The sequence below is a fragment of the Sphaerotilus microaerophilus genome (genome assembly GCF_023734135.1).
Lineage (GTDB): Bacteria > Pseudomonadota > Gammaproteobacteria > Burkholderiales > Burkholderiaceae_C > Sphaerotilus > Sphaerotilus microaerophilus.
The window spans coordinates 4,661,570-4,680,400 of the sequence record NZ_AP025730.1 but is presented as its reverse complement, the minus strand read 5'-3'; the positions used below and the strand labels follow the sequence as shown (position 1 = coordinate 4,680,400).

Genomic DNA, 18,831 nt, shown 5'->3' with positions numbered 1-18,831 from the left:
GGGGAGCCGGCTGCAGCGCCGCTGGGTTCAGACCGCCGGGTTTCGGATCAGGTAGTCGAAGGCGCTCAGCGCCGCCTTCGCACCCTCGCCGGTGGCGATGATGATCTGCTTGTAGGGCACGGTGGTCGCGTCGCCGGCGCCGAAGATGCCGTGGGCGCTGGTGTGGCACTTGGCGTCGACGATGATCTCGCCGAAGCGGCTCAGCTCCAGCGTGCCCTTGAGGAACTCGGTGTTGGGCACCAGGCCGATCTGCACGAACACCCCCGCCAGGGCGGCGTGCTGCTCCTCGCCGGTCACGCGGTCCTTCCACTTCAGGCCGGTCATCTTCTGGCCGTCGCCGACCACCTCGGTGGTCTGCGCGTTCAGGTGCACGGTCACGTTGGGCAGGCTCTTGAGCTTGTCCACCAGCACCTGGTCGGCCTTGAGCTGGTCCATGAATTCCAGCACCGTGACGCTCCTGACGACGCCGGCCAGGTCGATGGCCGCCTCGATGCCGGAGTTGCCGCCGCCGATCACCGCCACGTCACGGCCCTTGAACAGCGGGCCGTCGCAGTGCGGGCAGTAGGCCACGCCCTTGGTGCGGTACTCGGCCTCGCCGGGCACGTTCATGTTGCGCCAGCGCGCACCGGTGGCCAGGATGACGCTGCGGCCCAAGAGCCGCGCGCCGTTGTCCAGCGTCACCGTGGCGTAGCCGCCGGCCTGGGCCGCGGGCTCCAGCTTGGCCACACGCTGCAGCGTGGTGATGTCCACGCCGTAGTGGCGCACGTGGGCTTCCAGCGCGGCGGAGAACTTGGGCCCTTCGGTCTCGAGCACGGAGATGAAGTTCTCGATGGCCAGCGTGTCCATGGTCTGGCCGCCAAAGCGCTCGGCCACGATGCCGGTGCGGATGCCCTTGCGTGCGGCGTAGACCGCCGCGGCGGCGCCGGCCGGGCCGCCACCGATGATCAGCACCTCGTAGGGGGCCTTCTGGCTGAGCTTGGCGGCTTCGCGCTGGGCGGCACCGGTGTCGATCTTGGCCAGGATCTCGCCCAGCTCGATGCGGCCGCTGGCGAAGTCGGCGCCGTTCAGTTCGGTCTTGGGCACGGCCATGATCTGGCGGCGTTCGACCTCGTCCTGGAACAGCCCGCCGTCGATGGCGACGTGGCGCACGCGGGGGTTGAGCACCGCCATCAGGTTCAGCGCCTGGACCACGTCCGGGCAGTTGTGGCAGGTCAGGCTCATCCAGGTGTCGAAGGCGAAGTTGCCTTCCAGTGCCTTGATCTGCTCGATGACCTCCGGCTCCACCTTGGGCGGGTGGCCGCCGGCCCACAGCAGCGCCAGCAGCAGCGAGGTGAACTCGTGGCCCATCGGCAGGGCGGCGAAGTGCACACCCATGTCGTGACCGACGCGGGTGATCTGGAAGCTGGGTCGGCGCTCGAACTGGCCGTCGAAGCGGACGGCGATCTTGGCCGGGGCGATCGCGGCAATTTCGGTGATCAGCTCGCGGATGTCGGCGCCGCCGGGCGAGTCGTCGAGGCTGGCGATCAGCTCGACGGGCTGGGTGATGCGTTCAAAGTAAGCGGCCAATTGGCCCTTGGTGCTGTCGTCCAACATGGTGCGGTCCTTTGCAGCGGAGATGCTTTCAATCGGGCGTGGTCGTTCCGACCCCATTGAAAGCCCCCGGCGGCGGGCCGCGGGACGCTTTCAGCGGGGCCTGATCACGATGTCAGGCCAGGGCAGAACGGCGTGGCCCCGCCCAGCAACCGCCGCGGAACCGGCTTTGCCGGGCCGCTGGCGGTGCCCCCTTGAGGGGGCGCGCGAAGCGCGTAGGGGGGGGGTCAAGTTCAGATCTTGCCGACCAGGTCCAGCGACGGAGCCAGGGTTTTGGCGCCTTCCTTCCACTTGGCCGGGCAGACCTGGCCAGGGTGGGCGGCGGTGTACTGGGCGGCCTTCAGCTTGCGCAGGGTCTCCGACACGTCGCGGGCGATTTCGTTGCTGTGCACTTCCATCGTCTTGATCACGCCATCCGGATTGATCACGAACGTGCCGCGCAGGGCCAGGCCTTCTTCCGGGATGTGCACGCCGAAGGCGTTGGTCAGGGCGTGCGTCGGGTCGCCCACCAGCGGGAACTTGGCCTTGCCGACGGCCGGGGAGGTTTCGTGCCACACCTTGTGCGAGAAATGCGTGTCGGTGGTGACGATGTAGACCTCGGTACCGGCGGCCTGGAAGGCGGCGTAGTTGTCGGCGGCGTCTTCGATCTCGGTCGGGCAATTGAAGGTGAAGGCGGCCGGCATGAAGATCAGCACGGACCACTTGCCCTTCAGGCTCTCGTCGGTGACTTCGATGAACTCGCCCTTGCCGGCACGGTTGACGAAGGCGGTGGTCTTGAACGGCTGGACTTGGGTGTTGATCAGGCTCATCAGTGCTCCTAGGGTGGAAAAATTGCTCGGTTGAGCGTTGCGATGGATGAATCTTAGGGGGTCGCTGACCACCGCGCCAATTGGCATTGCGATCTTCATCAATAGCCGTTTGCTATCAAAGTCGTTCGATCAATACGTCGGCTGATCCTCGCAACGGGGCTCTTGACCCCAGGGGGTAGGTCACATGGGGCGCGATGCGCGGGGAGGGGGGGCGGTGGTGTCACCGGCCCAGTGCCAATTAACGAAATACGAATCAATCGCATTACAATGGTTGACATGACTGCTCACCTACAAGCCGGGCTGGTGTCGGGCGATCGACCTGCCGAGTTGCAGCGCGATGCTGCTGGCCAACGCCCTGCGTCCCTGTCTCTGCCTGCTTCCTCGCTTGCCTCCCCGCTGCCACTGCCAGCGTCGGGCGCGCGCCGCTGGTCCAGCCGTGAGTTGCTTGGTATGGCGAAGGAGGTCGAGATTGAGCACGAGGGCATGGTCTACCGCCTGCGTCAGACCGCGCTGGGCAAACTGATCCTCACCAAGTGAAACCGGTCAATCGAGCTGACGTTGTGGCGTTGCCACGGATCCACTTCAATTGCCATAAATCGTAATAAGAATGGTTATCATTAGCTAACGCGGCCGAGCCATCAGCCAGGTCAAGTGCAGGTTCTGCTCCTGCCCCGCAATGATCCAGAGCCCCGGGCGCCCGATGCCGGGGTTGGGTTCCTGACAGTTTCCAGATGGCTCCAACATGGCTCGACTCCAACTTCGCTGCGCGTTCCCGCGTCCCACGACCCTGGCTGCGCTGGTGGCCGGCATCGGTCTGACCGGCTCGGTGTCGGCTCAGACTGCCGCGTTCGCCGCACCGGCCCCGACGCCGACGGTGGCGGCTTCGTCGCCTGAACCGGCATCGGACCCTGCTTCGGTGGTATCCCCTGGCGACACCACGCTGCGCAAGATCACGGTCAAGGGCCGTGGCGAGGCGGCGGGCAAGGACACGCTCAAGGCCGAAACCACCCGCATCGGCAAGGGCCGGCAGGAGCTGCGCGACGTGCCGCAGTCCGTCACCGTGGTGACCGAGAAGCTGATCCTCGACCGGCACCTGGACACGATGAAGGACACGCTGAAGAACACCGGCGGCGTGGCCTTCCAGGCCGCCGAGGGGGGCGAGGAGGACATCCGCCTGCGCGGCTTCTCGCTCCAGTCCAGTGGTGACGTCTTCATCGACGGCATGCGCGATCCGGCCTTCTACGAGCGCGACAGCTTCAACTGGGACCGCCTGGAACTGCTGCGCGGCTCGGCGTCGATGCTGTTCGGCCGCGGTTCCACGGGCGGCGCGGCCAACCAGGTCAGCAAGCAGCCGCAGCTGGTCAATCGCAATCAGGTTGACGTGACGATGGGCTCGCACAGCTACCTGCGCGGGGTGGCGGACTTCAACGTGGTGACCGGCGAGGATGCCGCGCTGCGCGTGGCCGCCATGTCGAACCTGGCCGACAACGACGGCGCCGGCAACACCATCGACAAGGAGGGCCTGGCCGCCACCTACGCCTGGGGCATCGGCACGGCCAATGAGTTCCAGGTCGGCCTGTACCACCTGAAGAACCGCAACGGCATCAACTACGGCCTGCCTTGGCTGGAGTCGGGCAGCGCCACCGCCAACCACCTCTGGACCACCGACCCGAAGAACTACTACGGCGCCGCGAGTGACCGCAACCACGGCGGGGTGGACTACCTGTCCCTGCTGCACGTGCACCGCTTCCGCGACGGCGGCGAGCTGCGCACCCAGGCGCGCGTCTCCGAGTACGAGCGCGACCTGCGTGCCAGCGCGATCCGCTTTGCCGACACCAATCCGGACCTGGCGGGCAACCAGCCGCCGACGAACGCGACCTTCAGCGACGCCGCCGTGCTCACCCGCGGCAACAACGTGAAGATCCAGGACATGCGCACCAAGTATGTCCAGAGCGACTACAGCGGCAAGTTCGACGCGCTGGGCATGAAGCATGCGGTGCAGTCCGGGGTGGATGCGGCGCACGAGCGCTTCAACAACTACGGCGCGGTCGCGCTCACCAAGGCAGCCACCACGGTGGGTACGCCCAGCGACGGCGCCGGGGTGGACGAGAGCACCCGCGTCATCACCAGGAGCCGCGAGTTCACCGCCAAGGGCGTGGGCGTGTACGCCCAGGACCTGGTGCAGGTGGCGCCGATGTGGAAGGTGCTGGCCGGGCTGCGCTGGGACAAGTTCCAGGGCGACTACCTGGCCACCGTCGCGTCGGGCAACCCGACTCAGACCGTCAACGGCCAGGTGGTGGCCAACCCCTGCTACGTGCCGGCCAACACGCGCTTCAAGCGCGACGATTCGCTGTGGAGCAAGCGCGCCGGCCTGCTGTTCCAGCCCACGCCGTACAGCTCCTACCACCTGTCCTACGCGACCTCGTTCAACACCTCGGGAGATGCCTACCAGTACGACCCGGGCACGTCCCGGACGGCGCCCGAGTCCAGCCGCAACATCGAGCTGGGCGCCAAGCTGGATGCGGCAGACGGCCAGGCCACCATGCGCGTGGCGCTGTTCCACTCCACCAAGTACAACGAGCGCAACCGGGATGCCGACACCGTCAGCGGCTGCAACTACGTGCTCTCCGGCGAGCGCCACGCGGCCGGCGTCGAACTGGACCTGACTGGGCGCATCAACCCGGCCTGGGAGGTCTACGGCTCGCTGGCCTGGATCCCGGTGGCCGAGGTGGATTCGTCCTCCGGGGCCACCGGCACCGAAGCGGTGGGCTCGCGCCCGGGTCTGACGCCAAAGGTCTCCGGCACGATCTGGACCACCTACCGAGTCGACCCGAAGCTGCGCGTGGGCGGCGGCGTGAACGTGCGCGCCGCCGATGCGCCGGTGGGCCTGGCGGCCGGCTCGACCCTGAAGGCGCCCGCCTTCGCCACGGTGGACCTGATGAGCGAGTACCAGCTGACGGCCGACCTGGCCTTCAAGCTCAATGTCACCAACGTGGCCGACAAGCACCATGCCGACTACCTCTACCGCGGCCACTACGTGCCCGGCAAGGGTCGCATGGTGCTGCTGACGGGGACCTACAAGTTCTGAACACCGAGGGGAGGGGTTGATGTCCACCATCGTGACGCCCACGCCGCTGCCCGGCCTGTCGACGGTCCCGCCGCACAGCGCAGATCCCCTGGGGCCGGGCGCCAAGCGCGCCCTGGTCGCGGGGATGCTGGGGGCCCACCTGCTGGGTGGCTGGGCGTTGCTGCAGGTCCCCGCCGTGCGCCAGGCGGCGGGCCAGTTCGCGCCCATGATGGTGGACCTCATCGCGCCGACCCCCGAGGCCCCGAAGCCACCGCCCCCGCCGCCACCGAAGGTGGCGCCGAAGACCCCACCGCCGCCCGCGCCGGTGATCGCCGCGGCGGCGCCGCCCCTGCCGGTGCCGGCGCCGACCTTCATGGCGCCCCCACCACCGCCCGAGCCGCCGGTCTTGCCCGCGCCCACGGCTCCGCCTGCGCCGCCGGCGCCCCCGGCGCCCGCCGTGCCGCCCGCCCCGGCGCCGGCCGCGCCCCGCCAGGTGGTGCTGACCGACACCGACTGGATCCGCGTGCCGCAGCTGGACTACCCGCTGGCCTCCAAGCGCCTGCGCGAGCAGGGCGTGGTGCTGGTGCGCGCGCTGATCGACACCCGCGGCGTGCCGCGCCAGGTCCAGCTGCAGAAATCCTCCGGCTTCGCCCGCCTGGACCAGGAGGCGCTGGGCAAGGCGGCGACCGCCCGAGTGAAACCGCGCACCGAAAACGGCGTGCCCTGCGAGTTCTGGATCGTCATGCCGCTGGCTTTCGAACTTGAAGACTGATGCGGCCGACCCCCGTTGCTTCTTCTCTGGACATTCATCATGACCCCTGCTGCACCTGACCTGGCCGCTTCGGCCGCCACCCTCATCGAGGCCGTTCCCGCGATGGGCTTCGGGCACTTCATCGCCCAGTCCGACGTGGTCGGCAAGTCGCTGCTGGCCATCCTGATCGTGATGTCGGTGCTGTCCTGGGCGCTCATCCTGATCAAGGGCCTCACGCAGCTGCTGCGCCGCCAGCGCAGCGAGCAGTTCCTGGGTTTCTTCTGGAATGCGCGCTCGCTCGACGAGGTGGCCGCCGAGATCGGTGCACACGGTGTGCGCGACCCCTTCGGCCACCTGGCGGCGCACGCCATCCACGCCCGCCAGCACCACGCCAAGTACGGCGCGGCCAAGCTGGAGGAGGCCGGCAGCGCGCAGGACTTCGTCACCCGCACCATCAAGAAGGTGCTCGACGAGGAGACCACGCGGCTGGAAAACGGCCTGACGACGCTGGCCACCATCGGCGCCACCGCGCCCTTCGTCGGCCTGTTCGGCACCGTCTGGGGCGTCTACCACGCGCTGGTGGCCATCGGCATGAGCGGCGCGGGCACGCTGGACAAGGTGGCCGGCCCGGTGGGCGAGGCGCTGATCATGACCGGCATCGGCCTGGCCGTCGCGATCCCCGCCGTGGTGGCCTACAACGCCATCACCCGCAGCAACCGGGTGCTGGGCGCCAGGCTGGACGCCTTCGCCTTCGAGCTGCTGACCTTCCTGTCGATGGGCAGCCCGTTGGCGGAGAACGGCCGCACGGCAACGCCGGTCGCCCCCGCGTTGCAGCCGCTGCGCCCGGCCGCGGCCTGATCACGCGAGCCCAGGAGAGTCCCCATGGCCTTCGCCAGTTTCGACCGCAAGACCACCGGCGCCCCGCTCGCCGAGATCAACATGGTGCCGCTCATCGACGTGATGCTGGTGCTGCTGGTGATCTTCATCGTCACCGCGCCGCTGCTCACGCACGCCGTCAAGCTGGAGCTGCCGCGCGCGACCTCGCGGGAGCACCCGCCGGTGCCGGTGAAGATCGACTTCGTCATCGACGCCCAGGGCCTGCGCTACTGGAACGGCGAGCGGGTCGGCCGCGAGGAGGCCGCACAGCGCTTCCAGGCGGCCGGGCACCAGCCGGTGCAGCCCGAGGTGCACCTGCGTGCCGACCAGGACGCCACCTACCGGCACGTGGCCGAGACCCTGGCCGACGCCTCCCGCGCCGGGCTCAGCAAGGTCGGCTTCGTCAGCCAGCCCGAGGCCCGCTGAAGACTCGCTGAACGCCCGCTGAAGGCCCTGGGGTCCGCACGCGACGGTCGTTTCTGCCGACTGCGGGCGGCGGACCTCCCCGGCTCGGGGGTGTTCTCGGGGATATGGCCTTGATACCACAAGGGCTTGGAAGGCGCTTGTCCCTATAGTGGGATGTTCATGAGTTGCCTGCCGAGCCCGCCTTGCGTCCCCAGACCGCGCTGCTGATCGATCCCCACACGCTGTGGCGCGTGGGGCTTGGCCTGCTGCTGCGCGAGCACTTTGCCGACGTTGAATGGCGTGAGGCGCCCGACGTCGATGGCGCGCTGCTGCAGGCCGGTGCTGCGAACCTCGTCCTGGTCGATCCCGAGGCCCACGGCCTGACGCCGCAGGCACCCGAGGTCATTGGCGCCCTGCTGCGGCGCTGCCGGGCGCGCTGGCCGGGTGCCGCGGTGGTGGCGTTGATCGACCGCGGCACGGCGGACCAGCTGCCAGCCCTCCTCGCCGAGGGGGTCGACGGCCTGATCGCCAAGACGGCCAAGCCGGAGGCCATCGTCTGTTTGCTCCAGGAACTGCTGGGGACCGCGCCCCGGCGCAGCGGGCTGCCGACGGCTGGGGTGATCCCCGGCTTCGATGGTGTGGGGGGGCAGGCCATCAGCGTGCCGCGATCCGCGGGTGACCTGGCAGCCGAGGCCGAACCGCCGTCCAGCGACGCCGAATGGGGCCGGCTGGGACTGTCGGGGCGGCAGCTGGATGTGCTGCGCCTGCTCTCGGTCGGCCTGACCAACAAGGCGATCAGCCAGTCGCTGGGCCTGGCGGAGTCGACCGTCAAGACCCATGTGCTGGGCCTGTTCCACAAGCTGGGCTTGGCCAGCCGGACCGAGGCCGCACTCTGGGCGGCAACGCGCGGGCTGAGCCAAGCGGAGCCCCCACCGGCATGGTCGCGTTCGGCGACCGTGGCCTCATCACTGTCGCCGGCATCGCAGCCGTCCTGAGCGCGCCGTGAGCGCGCGCGGCGCGCGGCACAGGCGTCAGGCTGGCACCACGCGACGGTGACTCACTTGCTTTCGAGCTGCAGGATCCAGCCAACCAGCTGCTTGGCGTCGGCCTCCTTGATCGCCACTGCGTTGGGCGGCATCGCCAGGCCGGAGGCCTTGCCCTTCCAGTGGCTTTCGTAGGGGTTCGATCCCTTCAGCACAGTCTGGGTGAGCTTGGACAGGGCGGTCTTGTCGCCCTTGTACTTGGCGGCCACGTCCTTCCAGGCCGGGCCGATCGGCGGCAGGCCCTCGGGGCCCTTGCCACCCGGTTCGATGTGGTGGCAGGTCATGCAGCCGCTGGTGGTGGCCAGCTTGAGCATCGCGTCGTCGTTCGGCTTGCCGGCCGCCAGGGCCAGGGCCGGGGCCAGCAGGGCGATCCCGGCCAGGGCGGTCATCTTCACAGTCGTTTTCATCGTGCTACTCCGCAGTCGTCAGAAAGGTTGGATGGCCCGAAGTTAGGCCGGCGCCATCCGTAGACGTTGAGCAAAGTCAAGGCCATGGGGGGTTTTGCCGTGCTGGAGCAACCCCTGTGCCACCTCGGCCCGCTGCTGCTTCGGGCTGGAACAGTCCGCTGTGGGGCGCACGCGTCAGCAGCATGGCATCCCCGTAGCTGAAGAAGCGGTAGTGCTGCGCAATCGCATGGTCGTACAGCGTGCGGATGCGCTCGTAGCCGGCAAAGGCGCTCACCAGCATCATCAGCGTGCTTTTCGGCAGGTGGAAGTTGGTGACCAGCCGGTCCACCACCCGGAAGGGGAAGCCGGGGGTGATGAAGATGTCGGTCTCGCGCGCACCTGCCAGCAGCGGGGTGGAGGAGGCGTCCAGCCCGGCCTGCGCAGCGGCGCGGCCGGCCGACTCCAGTGCGCGCAGGCTGGTGGTGCCCACCGCGACGATGCGACCGCCCGCTGCCCGGGTGGCCTCGATGGCAGCGACGGTGGCGGGGGGCACCTCGAACCACTCGCTGTGCATCTGGTGGTCTTCCAGCCGCTCGGCGCGCACCGGCTGGAAGGTGCCGGCCCCCACGTGCAGCGTCACCGCGGCGCGCTGCACGCCGCGGTCGTCGAGCGCGGAGAGCAGCGCCTCGTCGAAGTGCAGCGCAGCGGTCGGCGCGGCCACGGCGCCAGGGTGGCGGGCGAACACGGTCTGGTAGCGGCGTGCGTCCTCGGCGGTGTCGGCGTGGGTGATGTAGGGCGGCAGCGGCACGTGGCCGAAGCGTTCCAGCAGCACGAAAGCGTCGCTCGGAAAGCGCAGGTGGAACAGCCCATTCTCCGGTCCGCAGCGGCCCAGCACCTCGGCGCGGAAGGATTCACCCGCGTCGTTGCGGAAGTGCACCGCCTGCCCAGCGCGCGGCGACTTGCTGGCGCGCAGGTGCGCCCAGACTTCCTGGGTGCCCGCAGGGTCGGCCGCCCGCAGCACGCGCTCGACCAGCGCCTCCACCGCGCCGCCGCTGTCCTTGGCGCCGTACAGACGCGCGCGGATCACCTGGGTGTCGTTGAACACCAGCAGATCACCGGGTTCGAGCAAGTCGGGCAGCTCGCGGAAGACGCGGTCCACCGGCGGGGCGTCGCTGCCGGCCGGGCCGGCATCGAGCAGCCGCGAGGCGCTGCGCTCGGCGGCCGGCGCCTGGGCGATCAGCTCGGGCGGCAGCTCGAAATCGAAGTCGGCCACGGTCCAGGTGCGCGGGGCGGCGGCGAGGGAAGAAAGCGGTTCGGACACGGCAGACGGCTTGCAGGGCAGGGGAGGGAGGGAGCAGAATATAACGAATGTTATAACGTCCTCCGGGGCATTCCCCGTCAACTCATGGAGTCCACCATGCACACCCTCAAGCTCACCCAGATCGGCAACTCGGTCGGCGTCATCCTGCCCAAGGAGGTGCTGGCGCGGCTGAAGCTGGAGAAGGGCGACTCGATCTACGTCACCGACACCCCGGACGGGGTCGCGCTGACCGCCTTCGACCCGGCCTTCGAGGAGCAGCTGGAGCTGGGCCGCGAGTTCATGCGCGAGTACCGCGACACCTTCCGCGCCCTGGCCAAGTGACGCGGCGGAGGTCGCCATGATGGAAACGGTGAACCAGACCTGGCGCTGGGTCGACAAGCGCATGCTGATGCTGCTGCACGACGAGAGCCTGGCGTTGCATGGTGGTGCATCCGGTTTGCGCGATGAGGGGCTGCTGGACTCGGCCCTGGCGCGGCCACAGAACGTCGCGGTGTACGGCGATCCGGATCTGGCTGACCTGGCGGCGGCCTATGCCTACGGGCTGGCGAAGAACCATCCCTTTGTCGACGGCAACAAGCGGGCGGCCTTCCTGGCGATCGGCCTGTGCCTGGCGCTGAACGGCTGGCGTCTCACCGCCAGCCAGGCCGATGCCACCGTGGCCGTGATGACACTGGCCGCCGGCGACCTCGAAGAGAGCGCCTTCGCTGCCTGGCTGCGCGGTCACATCGCGCCGCGCGTGCGCTGAGCCTGTCGTCGCCCATGGCTTCACCGGGTTCTGACGTTCTGGTCGACGCGGCGACTGCCGCCAAGGCGCCCGCCCCGCCGCCCGCGAAATCCGTCCCGCAGCGGGCGATGGAAAAACTCGGCCTCGTGCGCGACATCGACCTCGCGCTGCACCTGCCGCTGCGCTATGAGGATGAGACGAAGCTCACCCCGATTGCGGAGGCCCGCCCTGGCGACACGGTGCAGGTCGAAGGCGTCGTGCGCGAAGCCAAGGTGGAGCTGCGCCCGCGCCGGCAGTTCATCGTCCACCTCGCCGAATCGCTGGAGCCGGGCGGGAACGCTGCACCCGGGCGGCGCCGCGCCGAGCTGGTGCTGCGCTTCGTCAACTTCTACCCCTCGCACCAGAAGACCCTGGCCGCGGGCGCGCGGGTGCGGGTGCGCGGCGAGCTGCGCGGCGGCTTCTTCGGCCCGGAGATGGTGCACCCCACCTTCAAGGCGGTGGACGCCGCCACACCGCTGGCCGCGGCGCTGACGCCGGTCTACCCGACCAGCGCCCAGCTGCCGCAGGCCTACCTGCGCAAGGCGGTGGCTTCGGGCCTGGTGCGCGCGCCGCTGGACGAGCTGCTGCCGGCGCGCGTGCTGCCGCCCGGCCTGCCCAGCCTGCGCGAGGCGCTGGGCTTCCTGCACCACCCGCCGCCCTCGGCCAGCCTGGCGGCGCTGGAGGACCACAGCCACCCGGCCTGGCAGCGGCTGAAGTTCGAGGAGCTGCTGGCCCAGCAGATCGCCCAGCTGCAGGCGCAGCGCGAGCGCCGCAAGCTGCGTGCGCCGGCGCTGCACGCGTCGGTCGGTGGCCTGCATGAGCGGCTGCTCGCTGTGCTGCCCTTCCAGCTCACCCGCGCACAGCGCCGCGTGGCCGAGGAGATCGCCGCCGACCTGGGCCGCGAGCAGCCGATGCACCGCCTGCTGCAGGGCGACGTCGGCTCTGGCAAGACGGTGGTGGCCGCGCTGGCGGCTGCGGTGGCCATCGAGGCCGGCTGGCAGTGCGCGCTGATGGCGCCCACCGAGATCCTGGCCGAGCAGCACTTCCGCAAGCTGGTGCAGTGGCTGGACCCGCTGCTGGCCGAGCGCGGGCAGGGCATCGCCTGGTTGACCGGCAGCCGCAAGGGGAAGGAGCGCCGCCAGATGGTCGAGCGCGTGGCCAGCGGCGAGGCCGCGCTGGTGGTGGGGACCCACGCGGTGATCCAGGACGACGTGCGCTTCGCCAAACTGGGCCTGGCCATCGTCGATGAGCAGCACCGCTTCGGCGTCGCGCAGCGGCTGGAGCTGCGCCGCAAGCTGGCGGGCGCCGAAGGAGACGATGGTCGCCCGGGCTCGCTGGAGCCGCACCTATTGATGATGAGCGCCACGCCGATCCCGCGCACGCTGGCGATGACCTACTTCGCCGACCTGGACGTTTCCACGCTCGATGAGTTGCCGCCGGGGCGCAGCCCGGTGGTCACCAAGGTCTTCGCCGACAACCGCCGCGAGGACGTCATCGCCCGCATCCGCGACGAGGTGGAGGAGCACGCCCGGCAGGTCTACTGGGTCTGCCCGCTGGTGGAGGAGAGCGAGAACCTCGACCTGCAGAACGCCACCGAGACCCACCAGCACCTCAGCGCGGCGCTGCCCGGGCGCATGGTCGGGCTGATCCACGGCCGCATGCCGTCGGCGGAGAAGGCCGCCGTGATGTCGCTGTTCTCCAGCGGCGACATGGCGGTGCTGGTGGCCACCACGGTGATCGAGGTGGGCGTGGACGTGCCCAACGCCAGCCTGATGGTGATCGAGCACGCCGAGCGCTTCGGCCTTTCCCAGCTGCACCAGCTGCGCGGCCGGGTGGGCCGCGGCGCGGTGGCGAGTGTGTGCGTGCTGCTCTACACCGGCCCGCTCTCGCAGACCGGCAAGGCGCGGCTGAAGGCGATGGTGGAGACGACCGACGGCTTCGAGATCGCCCGCCGCGACCTGGAGATCCGCGGCCCCGGCGAGTTCATGGGCTCACGCCAGAGCGGCGACGCCCTGCTGCGCTTCGCCGACCTGGCCGAGGACGCCCCGCTGCTGCAGCGCGCCCGCGCCGCCGCGCCGGAGCTGCTGGACCGTCACCCCGCTGCGGCCCGCGCGCATGTGACGCGCTGGCTGGGGGGGAAGATGGAGTATCTGAAGGCCTGAGGGTCCCGAGCCTGGCGGGTCGATCAGCCCCGCACCGCCACATTGCCCCGCTTGAGCGCGTCCTCGCTCAGCGTCGGCCGCATCCGCTGGCGCAGCTCGGCGCTCAGGTAGGGCCAGATCAGGGCCTGGACCTGGCGGGCGCCGCGGCGCATCGCGGCTTCGGCGTTCTCGGGCTCCAGGGCGCGGCGCGGGTCGCGCACGTACTCGAAGCTCAGCCAGTAGTTCAGCAGCACCACGATGGAGGTGGCCAGCGCGTCGGCTTCTTCGTCGTTCAGCGCCGTGCCGTCCACTGCGCACAGGCGCACCACGCGCTGGCGCACCGCGGCGGTCTGCTGGGTGAGCGCGACCTGGCAGCGGGTTTCGAGCTGGCGGTTGCGCGTGAGCAGGTCGTTGAGGTCGCGGAACAGGAAGCGGTAGTCCCAGCACAGGCGGAACAGCCGCGGCACCAGGAGCCAGGCGCCTTCGGCATCGTCGGCCGGGCCGGCGGCCGTCAGCGCTTCCTGCAGGGCCCGCTCGTAGCGCTCGACCAGCGCGTTGACCAGCGCTTCCTTGGCCGGGTAGTGGTAGTAGAGGTTGCCGGGGCTGATGCTCAGCTCGGCCGAGATCAGCGTGGTCGACACGTTGGGCTCGCCGTAGCGGTTGAACAGCTCCAGCGTGTGGTCGAGGATGCGCTCGGCAGTGCGGCGCGGCGGCTTGCGCGTGGAGGGACCGGCGGCGGGGCTGGCGGTCCGGTCGTTGGCGGCGGCAGCGGCGTGACTCATCGGGGGAATCTAGCATCGCCATGTCACCGCCGTGCTGCGGGTTTTCAGCGGTCATGGGACAACGAGGATGCCCCGTTGGCGCGCTGCTGCCGGCCGGCTCCCTACAATCCGGCCCCGATGAACCCGGCCATCCACTTCCAGCACGTCAGCAAGACCTACCGCGGCGCGCGCGGTACCTTCCAGGCGCTCACCGACGTGAGCTTCGACATCCAGCCAGGCGAGTTCTTCGGCCTGCTGGGCCCCAATGGAGCCGGCAAGACGACGCTGATCAGCATCCTCGCCGGCCTGGCGCGCGCCACGGAGGGCCGCGTCACCGTGATGGGCCACGACGTGGTGGCCGACTACGCCGCGGCGCGCAAGTCGCTGGGCATCGTGCCGCAGGAGCTGGTGTTCGACCCGTTCTTCTCGGTGCGCGAGTCGCTGCGCATTCAAAGTGGCTACTTCGGCGTCAAGGGCAACGACGCCTGGATCGACGAGCTGCTCGCCGGCCTGGGCCTGGCCGACAAGGCCGGCGCCAACATGCGCCAGCTCTCCGGCGGCATGAAGCGCCGGGTGCTGGTGGCGCAGGCGCTGGTGCACCGCCCGCCGGTGATCGTGCTGGACGAGCCCACCGCCGGCGTGGACGTGGAGCTGCGCCAGACGCTGTGGTCCTTCATCGCCCGGCTGAACAAGGAAGGGCACACCGTGCTGCTGACCACCCATTACCTGGAAGAGGCTGAGGCGCTGTGCGGGCGCATCGCCATGCTCAAGCAGGGTCGGGTGGTGGCACTGGAGCGCACCTCGGCGCTGCTGGCGGGGACGGCCAGCACGATGCTGCGCTTCAAGACCGACGACGCGCTGCCGGCCGAGCTGGCCGCCCAGGCCCGGGTGACCGGGCGCATCGCGCAGATCAAGGCGCACGATGCCGCGGAGGTGGAATCCGTGCTGGCACGACTGCGTGCCGCTGGCGTGCGGGTGGAGGACCTGGAGATCGGCCGCGCCGACCTGGAGGATGTCTTCCTGGACATCATGCAGGGGCGCTCGACGTCGGTGGTGTCCACTGAGTCGGCGGCGGCCGTGGAGGTGGCGTGATGCTCGCCGGTGCCCGTACCCTGTACTACAAGGAAGTGCTGCGCTTCTGGAAGGTGAGCTTCCAGACCGTGGGTGCGCCCGTGCTCACCGCGGTGCTCTACCTGCTGATCTTCGGCCACGTGCTGGAGGACCACGTCAAGGTCTACGACCAGGTCGGCTACACCAGCTTCCTGATCCCCGGGCTGGTGATGATGAGCGTGCTGCAGAACAGCTTTGCCAACAGCTCCTCCAGCCTCATCCAGAGCAAGATCACCGGCAACCTGGTGTTCCTGCTGGTGGCGCCGCTGTCGCACTGGGCCTGGTTCGTGGCCTATGTGGGCGCTTCGGTCACGCGGGGCCTGGTGGTGGGCACCGGCGTGCTGGCGGTGACGGTGTGGTTCGCGCCGCCCGGCATGGCGCAGCCGCTGTGGGCGCTGGTGTTTGCGGTGCTGGGCGCGGCGCTGATGGGCTCGCTGGGGTTGATCGCCGGCCTGTGGGCCGAGAAGTTCGACCAGATGGCCGCGTTCCAGAACTTCATCGTCATGCCCATGACCTTCCTGGCCGGGGTGTTCTACTCGATCCACTCGCTGCCGGCGTTCTGGCAGAAGGCCAGCCACCTGAACCCCTTCTTCTACATGATCGACGGCTTCCGCCACGGCTTCTTCGGCGTCAGCGATGTCTCGCCCTGGATCAGCCTGGCGGTGGTGGGTTCGAGCCTGATCGTGGTGAGCGCGATCACGCTGCGACTGCTGGCGTCGGGGTACAAGCTGCGGTCTTGAATCCCATCTGCGATGGGCGGGGCGCTTACCGAGGTGCTTCGACTTGGCAGGTTCCCAATGCCGCCGCGCGCTGGATGAACTTGCGATCGAAAGTCTTCAGCACGGACAGGTGTTGACTTTGGGCCAGATGGAGTGCGTCGGCGAAGTCCAACTGCTGCTCTTCATGCCAGCGCAGGGCCTGAGCCACCGGGGCGGCCTGCGCCAGATGCATGTTCGGCAGACCGAACAGCCCGCGCAGGCCGCGCACCACCTGGGCCGGCTCGAAGCGATAGGCGAAGCGCAGCACCCACTCGGTTTCCAGCACCACGGTGTCCGGTACGAACACGTCGTGCTCTTTCAGCAGGCGGGCGCTGGCGGCATGCTGGGCCGGGTCGTCGGCCACGAGCAGGCGCACAACGACGTTGGTGTCAATCGCGATCACGCCACTGCTCCTGGATGCCAGCGGCCAGGGCGGCCGCGATGTCCTCGTCGGTCAGTGCCGGGCCGCTGTGTGGCAGGCAGCCCGCCACGTCCTCCAGGCGCGTGGCGGGGAAGGTGACGCGTGGGCGCAGCAACAGGCCATCGCCCACGTCGATCACCTCCAGCTCGGTCCCGGCCGTCCAGTGGTGCATCGTCCGCAGCGGCTTCGGAATGATGATCTGGCCCTTGCTGGACATGCGGGTGGTGGCCGGTGGGACCGACAGGGGGGTCATGGGATGCCCTTGGGTAAGACGACGGTAAGATTATGCCGCCGACCTGGGTGGAAATCCGATCCCGGTACAATTCACGCCATCATGGCCGATCCCACTCCCGACCAAGTCCGTGCGCTGATTGCCGCGGGCCTTTCCTGCGATCACCTCGAGGTCGAGGGCGACGGCCGGCATTTCTTTGCCACCATCGTCACGCCGGCCTTCGAGGGCCAGAGCCGCATCAAGCGCCACCAGCAGGTCTACGCCGTGCTGGGCGAGCGCATGCGCGCCGAGATCCACGCGCTGTCGATGAAGACGCTCACGCCCGCCGAATGGCAGGCGCAGCCGGTGCAGCACGGCGCGGCTGCGGCCGGCATCAACCCCCACCACTGAGGACTGGGCTCGACCGGTCTGGCGCCCGCACGCCGTGCCGGTGCCCTGAACGCATTCCATGGACAAACTCCTCATCCGCGGCGGTCAGCGCCTTTCCGGCGAGATCGCCATCTCCGGGGCCAAGAACGCCGCGCTGCCCGAACTGTGCGCGGCACTGCTCTGCGCCGAGCCGGTCACCTTCGCCAACGTGCCGAAGCTGCAGGACGTCTCGACCACGCTGAAGGTGCTGCGCCACCTGGGTGCCACGGCCGAGCGCCGTGCGGAGCGCGATGACGAGGTCACCATCGACGCCGGCCGCCTAGTCACCCGCGAGGCGCCGTACGACCTGGTGAAGACGATGCGTGCGTCGATCCTGGTGCTGGGCCCGCTGCTGGCGCGCTTTGGTGAGGCGCGCGTGTCGCTGCCCGGCGGCTGCGCCATCGGCTCGCGCCCGGTGGACCAGCACATCAAGGGCCTGCAGGCCATGGGTGCGGACATTGTGGTGCAGCACGGCTACATCGTGGCCAAGGCCCCATCGGGGAAGGGCGCGCGCCCGGAGCGCTTGCGCGGAGCCAAGATCACGACCGACATGGTCACCGTCACCGGCACCGAGAACCTGCTGATGGCCGCCACCTTGGCCGAGGGCGAGACGGTCCTGGAGAACGCTGCGCAGGAACCCGAGGTCACCGACCTGGCGGTGCTGCTCAACGCGATGGGCGCGCGCATCGACGGCCTGGGCACCAGCCGGCTGCGCATCCAGGGTGTCGAGGCGCTGCATGCGCCGGCCGTGGCGCACCCGATCATCCCGGACCGCATCGAGTGCGGTACCTTCCTCTGCGCCGTGGCCGCCGCCGGCGGTGACGTGACGCTGCGCCGCACCCGCGCCGACCACCTCGACACCGTGCTGGACAAGCTGCGCGAAGCCGGCGTCCAGCTGGAGTGCGGCGCCGACTGGATCCGCGTGCGCGCCGAGGGTCGCCCGAAGGCGGTGAGTTTCCGCACCAGCGAGTACCCGGCCTTCCCGACCGACATGCAGGCGCAGTTCATGGCGGTGAATTGCATCGCCGAGGGCGTCTCGCGTGTGACCGAGACGATCTTCGAGAACCGCTACATGCACGTCAACGAGCTGGTGCGCCTGGGCGCGCACATCGCCGTGGACGGCCACACCGCCATCGTCGAGGGCATCCCCAAGCTGTCCGGCGCCACCGTGATGGCCACCGACTTGCGCGCCTCCGCGAGCCTGGTGATCGCCGGCCTGGTGGCCGAAGGCGAAACGCGCGTGGACCGCATCTACCACCTCGACCGCGGCTACGACCGCATGGAAGTCAAGCTCCGGGCCCTGGGTGCGGACATCGAGAGGATCAAGTGAGCGCCGACATGATCACGATGGCCCTGTCGAAGGGCCGCATCTTCGAGGAAACCCTGCCGCTGCTGGCCGCCGCCGGCATCGAGGTGACCGACGACCCGGAGAAGACGCGCAAGCTCATCCTGGCCACCAACCAGCCCGGCATCCAGGTGGTGCTGGTGCGCGCCACCGACGTGCCCACCTACGTGCAGCACGGCGGTGCCGACCTGGGCGTGGCGGGCAAGGACGTGCTGCTGGAGCACGGCGGTGAAGGCCTGTACCAGCCACTGGACCTGAAGATTGCCCGCTGCCGCATGAGCGTGGCCGCGCGCGAGGACTTCGACTACGCCGCGGCGGTGAAGCAGGGCTCGCGCATCCGCGTGGCCACCAAGTACACCCAGATCGCGCGCCAGCACTTTGCCGACAAGGGTGTGCACGTCGACCTGATCAAGCTCTACGGCTCGATGGAGCTGGCGCCGCTGACCGGCCTGGCCGATGCCATCGTCGACCTGGTGTCCACCGGCAAGACGCTGCTGGCCAACCGGCTGCGCGAGGTCGAGCCCTTCATGGACATCTCCTCGCGCCTGGTGGTGAACCAGGCGGCGCTGAAGCTCAAGCGCGACCGCCTGCGCCCGCTGATCGACGCGATCGGCGCTGCGGTGGCCAAAGACTGATTCCCATCC

General features: G+C 69.4%; 21 protein-coding genes. 14 read left to right on the top strand and 7 right to left on the bottom strand.

Annotated elements, in window-relative coordinates; all coding sequences use genetic code 11:
- Nucleotides 1-27 precede the first annotated feature (27 nt).
- The gene (gene ahpF / locus NGK70_RS20000) at nucleotides 28-1,593 is read right to left on the bottom strand and encodes an alkyl hydroperoxide reductase subunit F (protein ID WP_251970232.1); all 1,566 of its coding nucleotides are present in this window, start codon (nucleotides 1,591-1,593) and stop codon (nucleotides 28-30) included.
- Nucleotides 1,594-1,823: 230 nt separating this feature from the next.
- Nucleotides 1,824-2,399, bottom strand: coding sequence for an alkyl hydroperoxide reductase subunit C (gene ahpC, locus NGK70_RS19995; RefSeq protein ID WP_251970231.1), 576 nt, complete (start codon nucleotides 2,397-2,399; stop codon nucleotides 1,824-1,826).
- A 276-nt stretch (nucleotides 2,400-2,675) separates the two neighbouring features.
- On the opposite strand from ahpC, the gene hemP reads away from it, so the two are divergent.
- From hemP to NGK70_RS19965, 6 genes are all read left to right on the top strand, one after another.
- Complete coding sequence (gene hemP / locus NGK70_RS19990; protein WP_251970230.1) at nucleotides 2,676-2,936, top strand: hemin uptake protein HemP; 261 nt, start codon at nucleotides 2,676-2,678, stop codon at nucleotides 2,934-2,936.
- A gap of 205 nt (nucleotides 2,937-3,141) precedes the next feature.
- Entirely contained in the window at nucleotides 3,142-5,487 is a 2,346-nt protein-coding gene (locus NGK70_RS19985) for a TonB-dependent receptor (RefSeq protein WP_251970229.1), read from the top strand.
- A 19-nt stretch (nucleotides 5,488-5,506) separates the two neighbouring features.
- Nucleotides 5,507-6,238 (top strand): energy transducer TonB, encoded by a 732-nt coding sequence (locus NGK70_RS19980; protein WP_251970228.1) that lies wholly within the window; start codon nucleotides 5,507-5,509, stop codon nucleotides 6,236-6,238.
- A gap of 39 nt (nucleotides 6,239-6,277) precedes the next feature.
- Entirely contained in the window at nucleotides 6,278-7,075 is a 798-nt protein-coding gene (locus tag NGK70_RS19975; protein WP_251970227.1) for a MotA/TolQ/ExbB proton channel family protein, read from the top strand.
- A 24-nt stretch (nucleotides 7,076-7,099) separates the two neighbouring features.
- Entirely contained in the window at nucleotides 7,100-7,519 is a 420-nt protein-coding gene (locus NGK70_RS19970) for an ExbD/TolR family protein (RefSeq protein ID WP_251970226.1), read from the top strand.
- 182 nt (nucleotides 7,520-7,701) lie between these two features.
- Entirely contained in the window at nucleotides 7,702-8,493 is a 792-nt protein-coding gene (locus tag NGK70_RS19965) for a LuxR C-terminal-related transcriptional regulator (RefSeq protein WP_251970225.1), read from the top strand.
- Nucleotides 8,494-8,555: 62 nt separating this feature from the next.
- Here the strand turns inward: NGK70_RS19965 and NGK70_RS19960 are convergent, their stop codons facing one another.
- Together NGK70_RS19960 and queA are read right to left on the bottom strand one after the other, a co-directional pair.
- The gene (locus NGK70_RS19960) at nucleotides 8,556-8,948 is read right to left on the bottom strand and encodes a c-type cytochrome (protein ID WP_251970224.1); all 393 of its coding nucleotides are present in this window, start codon (nucleotides 8,946-8,948) and stop codon (nucleotides 8,556-8,558) included.
- A gap of 76 nt (nucleotides 8,949-9,024) precedes the next feature.
- Nucleotides 9,025-10,248: a tRNA preQ1(34) S-adenosylmethionine ribosyltransferase-isomerase QueA gene (queA, locus tag NGK70_RS19955; protein ID WP_251970223.1), complete on the bottom strand. Its 1,224-nt coding sequence runs from the start codon at nucleotides 10,246-10,248 to the stop codon at nucleotides 9,025-9,027.
- 96 nt (nucleotides 10,249-10,344) lie between these two features.
- Between queA and NGK70_RS19950 the strand changes: the two genes are divergently transcribed.
- From NGK70_RS19950 to recG, 3 genes are read left to right on the top strand one after another with little or no spacing between them, the layout of a single operon-like run.
- Entirely contained in the window at nucleotides 10,345-10,569 is a 225-nt protein-coding gene (locus tag NGK70_RS19950) for an AbrB/MazE/SpoVT family DNA-binding domain-containing protein (RefSeq protein WP_251970222.1), read from the top strand.
- A 19-nt stretch (nucleotides 10,570-10,588) separates the two neighbouring features.
- A complete protein-coding gene (locus NGK70_RS19945; RefSeq protein ID WP_251973843.1) occupies nucleotides 10,589-10,993 on the top strand; it encodes a type II toxin-antitoxin system death-on-curing family toxin in 405 nt (134 codons plus the stop codon).
- A 14-nt stretch (nucleotides 10,994-11,007) separates the two neighbouring features.
- Entirely contained in the window at nucleotides 11,008-13,173 is a 2,166-nt protein-coding gene (recG, locus tag NGK70_RS19940) for an ATP-dependent DNA helicase RecG (protein WP_428985540.1), read from the top strand.
- A 23-nt stretch (nucleotides 13,174-13,196) separates the two neighbouring features.
- Here recG and NGK70_RS19935 read toward each other — a convergent pair whose 3' ends face one another.
- On the bottom strand, nucleotides 13,197-13,934 hold the full coding sequence (locus NGK70_RS19935) for a TetR/AcrR family transcriptional regulator (RefSeq protein WP_251970220.1): 738 nt from the start codon (nucleotides 13,932-13,934) through the stop codon (nucleotides 13,197-13,199).
- 117 nt (nucleotides 13,935-14,051) lie between these two features.
- Between NGK70_RS19935 and NGK70_RS19930 the strand changes: the two genes are divergently transcribed.
- Together NGK70_RS19930 and NGK70_RS19925 are read left to right on the top strand one after the other, a co-directional pair.
- Complete coding sequence (locus NGK70_RS19930) at nucleotides 14,052-15,005, top strand: ABC transporter ATP-binding protein (RefSeq protein ID WP_251970219.1); 954 nt, start codon at nucleotides 14,052-14,054, stop codon at nucleotides 15,003-15,005.
- On the top strand, nucleotides 15,005-15,763 hold the full coding sequence (locus tag NGK70_RS19925) for an ABC transporter permease (protein ID WP_251970218.1): 759 nt from the start codon (nucleotides 15,005-15,007) through the stop codon (nucleotides 15,761-15,763). The genes NGK70_RS19930 and NGK70_RS19925 overlap by 1 nt, the downstream gene beginning before the upstream one ends.
- 25 nt (nucleotides 15,764-15,788) lie before the next feature.
- Here NGK70_RS19925 and NGK70_RS19920 read toward each other — a convergent pair whose 3' ends face one another.
- Nucleotides 15,789-16,184 carry a type II toxin-antitoxin system VapC family toxin gene (locus tag NGK70_RS19920; protein ID WP_251970217.1) on the bottom strand — a complete coding sequence of 132 codons (396 nt, stop codon included), beginning with the start codon at nucleotides 16,182-16,184 and terminating at the stop codon, nucleotides 15,789-15,791.
- Entirely contained in the window at nucleotides 16,171-16,455 is a 285-nt protein-coding gene (locus NGK70_RS19915) for an AbrB/MazE/SpoVT family DNA-binding domain-containing protein (RefSeq protein WP_251970216.1), read from the bottom strand. The genes NGK70_RS19920 and NGK70_RS19915 overlap by 14 nt, the downstream gene beginning before the upstream one ends.
- An 81-nt stretch (nucleotides 16,456-16,536) precedes the next feature.
- Between NGK70_RS19915 and NGK70_RS19910 the strand changes: the two genes are divergently transcribed.
- Genes NGK70_RS19910 through hisG form a run of 3 tightly spaced genes read left to right on the top strand, consistent with a single transcriptional unit; the run spans nucleotide 16,537 to nucleotide 18,822 of the window.
- Complete coding sequence (locus tag NGK70_RS19910; protein WP_251970215.1) at nucleotides 16,537-16,824, top strand: BolA family protein; 288 nt, start codon at nucleotides 16,537-16,539, stop codon at nucleotides 16,822-16,824.
- A 58-nt stretch (nucleotides 16,825-16,882) separates the two neighbouring features.
- Complete coding sequence (gene murA, locus NGK70_RS19905) at nucleotides 16,883-18,172, top strand: UDP-N-acetylglucosamine 1-carboxyvinyltransferase (RefSeq protein WP_251970214.1); 1,290 nt, start codon at nucleotides 16,883-16,885, stop codon at nucleotides 18,170-18,172.
- An 8-nt stretch (nucleotides 18,173-18,180) separates the two neighbouring features.
- Nucleotides 18,181-18,822 carry an ATP phosphoribosyltransferase gene (gene hisG, locus NGK70_RS19900; RefSeq protein ID WP_251973842.1) on the top strand — a complete coding sequence of 214 codons (642 nt, stop codon included), beginning with the start codon at nucleotides 18,181-18,183 and terminating at the stop codon, nucleotides 18,820-18,822.
- Nucleotides 18,823-18,831 lie beyond the last annotated feature (9 nt).

Coding starts and splice junctions, on each gene's coding strand:
- ahpF (WP_251970232.1), bottom strand. CDS start 1,593: ATGTTGGACGACAGCACCAAGGGCCAATTGGCCGCTTACTTTGAACGC.
- NGK70_RS19910 (WP_251970215.1), top strand. CDS start 16,537: ATGGCCGATCCCACTCCCGACCAAGTCCGTGCGCTGATTGCCGCGGGC.
- hemP (WP_251970230.1), top strand. CDS start 2,676: ATGACTGCTCACCTACAAGCCGGGCTGGTGTCGGGCGATCGACCTGCC.
- NGK70_RS19950 (WP_251970222.1), top strand. CDS start 10,345: ATGCACACCCTCAAGCTCACCCAGATCGGCAACTCGGTCGGCGTCATC.
- NGK70_RS19970 (WP_251970226.1), top strand. CDS start 7,100: ATGGCCTTCGCCAGTTTCGACCGCAAGACCACCGGCGCCCCGCTCGCC.
- NGK70_RS19945 (WP_251973843.1), top strand. CDS start 10,589: ATGGAAACGGTGAACCAGACCTGGCGCTGGGTCGACAAGCGCATGCTG.
- NGK70_RS19980 (WP_251970228.1), top strand. CDS start 5,507: ATGTCCACCATCGTGACGCCCACGCCGCTGCCCGGCCTGTCGACGGTC.
- murA (WP_251970214.1), top strand. CDS start 16,883: ATGGACAAACTCCTCATCCGCGGCGGTCAGCGCCTTTCCGGCGAGATC.
- ahpC (WP_251970231.1), bottom strand. CDS start 2,399: ATGAGCCTGATCAACACCCAAGTCCAGCCGTTCAAGACCACCGCCTTC.
- NGK70_RS19915 (WP_251970216.1), bottom strand. CDS start 16,455: ATGACCCCCCTGTCGGTCCCACCGGCCACCACCCGCATGTCCAGCAAG.
- NGK70_RS19925 (WP_251970218.1), top strand. CDS start 15,005: ATGCTCGCCGGTGCCCGTACCCTGTACTACAAGGAAGTGCTGCGCTTC.
- recG (WP_428985540.1), top strand. CDS start 11,008: ATGGCTTCACCGGGTTCTGACGTTCTGGTCGACGCGGCGACTGCCGCC.
- hisG (WP_251973842.1), top strand. CDS start 18,181: ATGATCACGATGGCCCTGTCGAAGGGCCGCATCTTCGAGGAAACCCTG.
- NGK70_RS19975 (WP_251970227.1), top strand. CDS start 6,278: ATGACCCCTGCTGCACCTGACCTGGCCGCTTCGGCCGCCACCCTCATC.
- NGK70_RS19930 (WP_251970219.1), top strand. CDS start 14,052: ATGAACCCGGCCATCCACTTCCAGCACGTCAGCAAGACCTACCGCGGC.
- NGK70_RS19985 (WP_251970229.1), top strand. CDS start 3,142: ATGGCTCGACTCCAACTTCGCTGCGCGTTCCCGCGTCCCACGACCCTG.
- NGK70_RS19960 (WP_251970224.1), bottom strand. CDS start 8,948: ATGAAAACGACTGTGAAGATGACCGCCCTGGCCGGGATCGCCCTGCTG.
- NGK70_RS19935 (WP_251970220.1), bottom strand. CDS start 13,934: ATGAGTCACGCCGCTGCCGCCGCCAACGACCGGACCGCCAGCCCCGCC.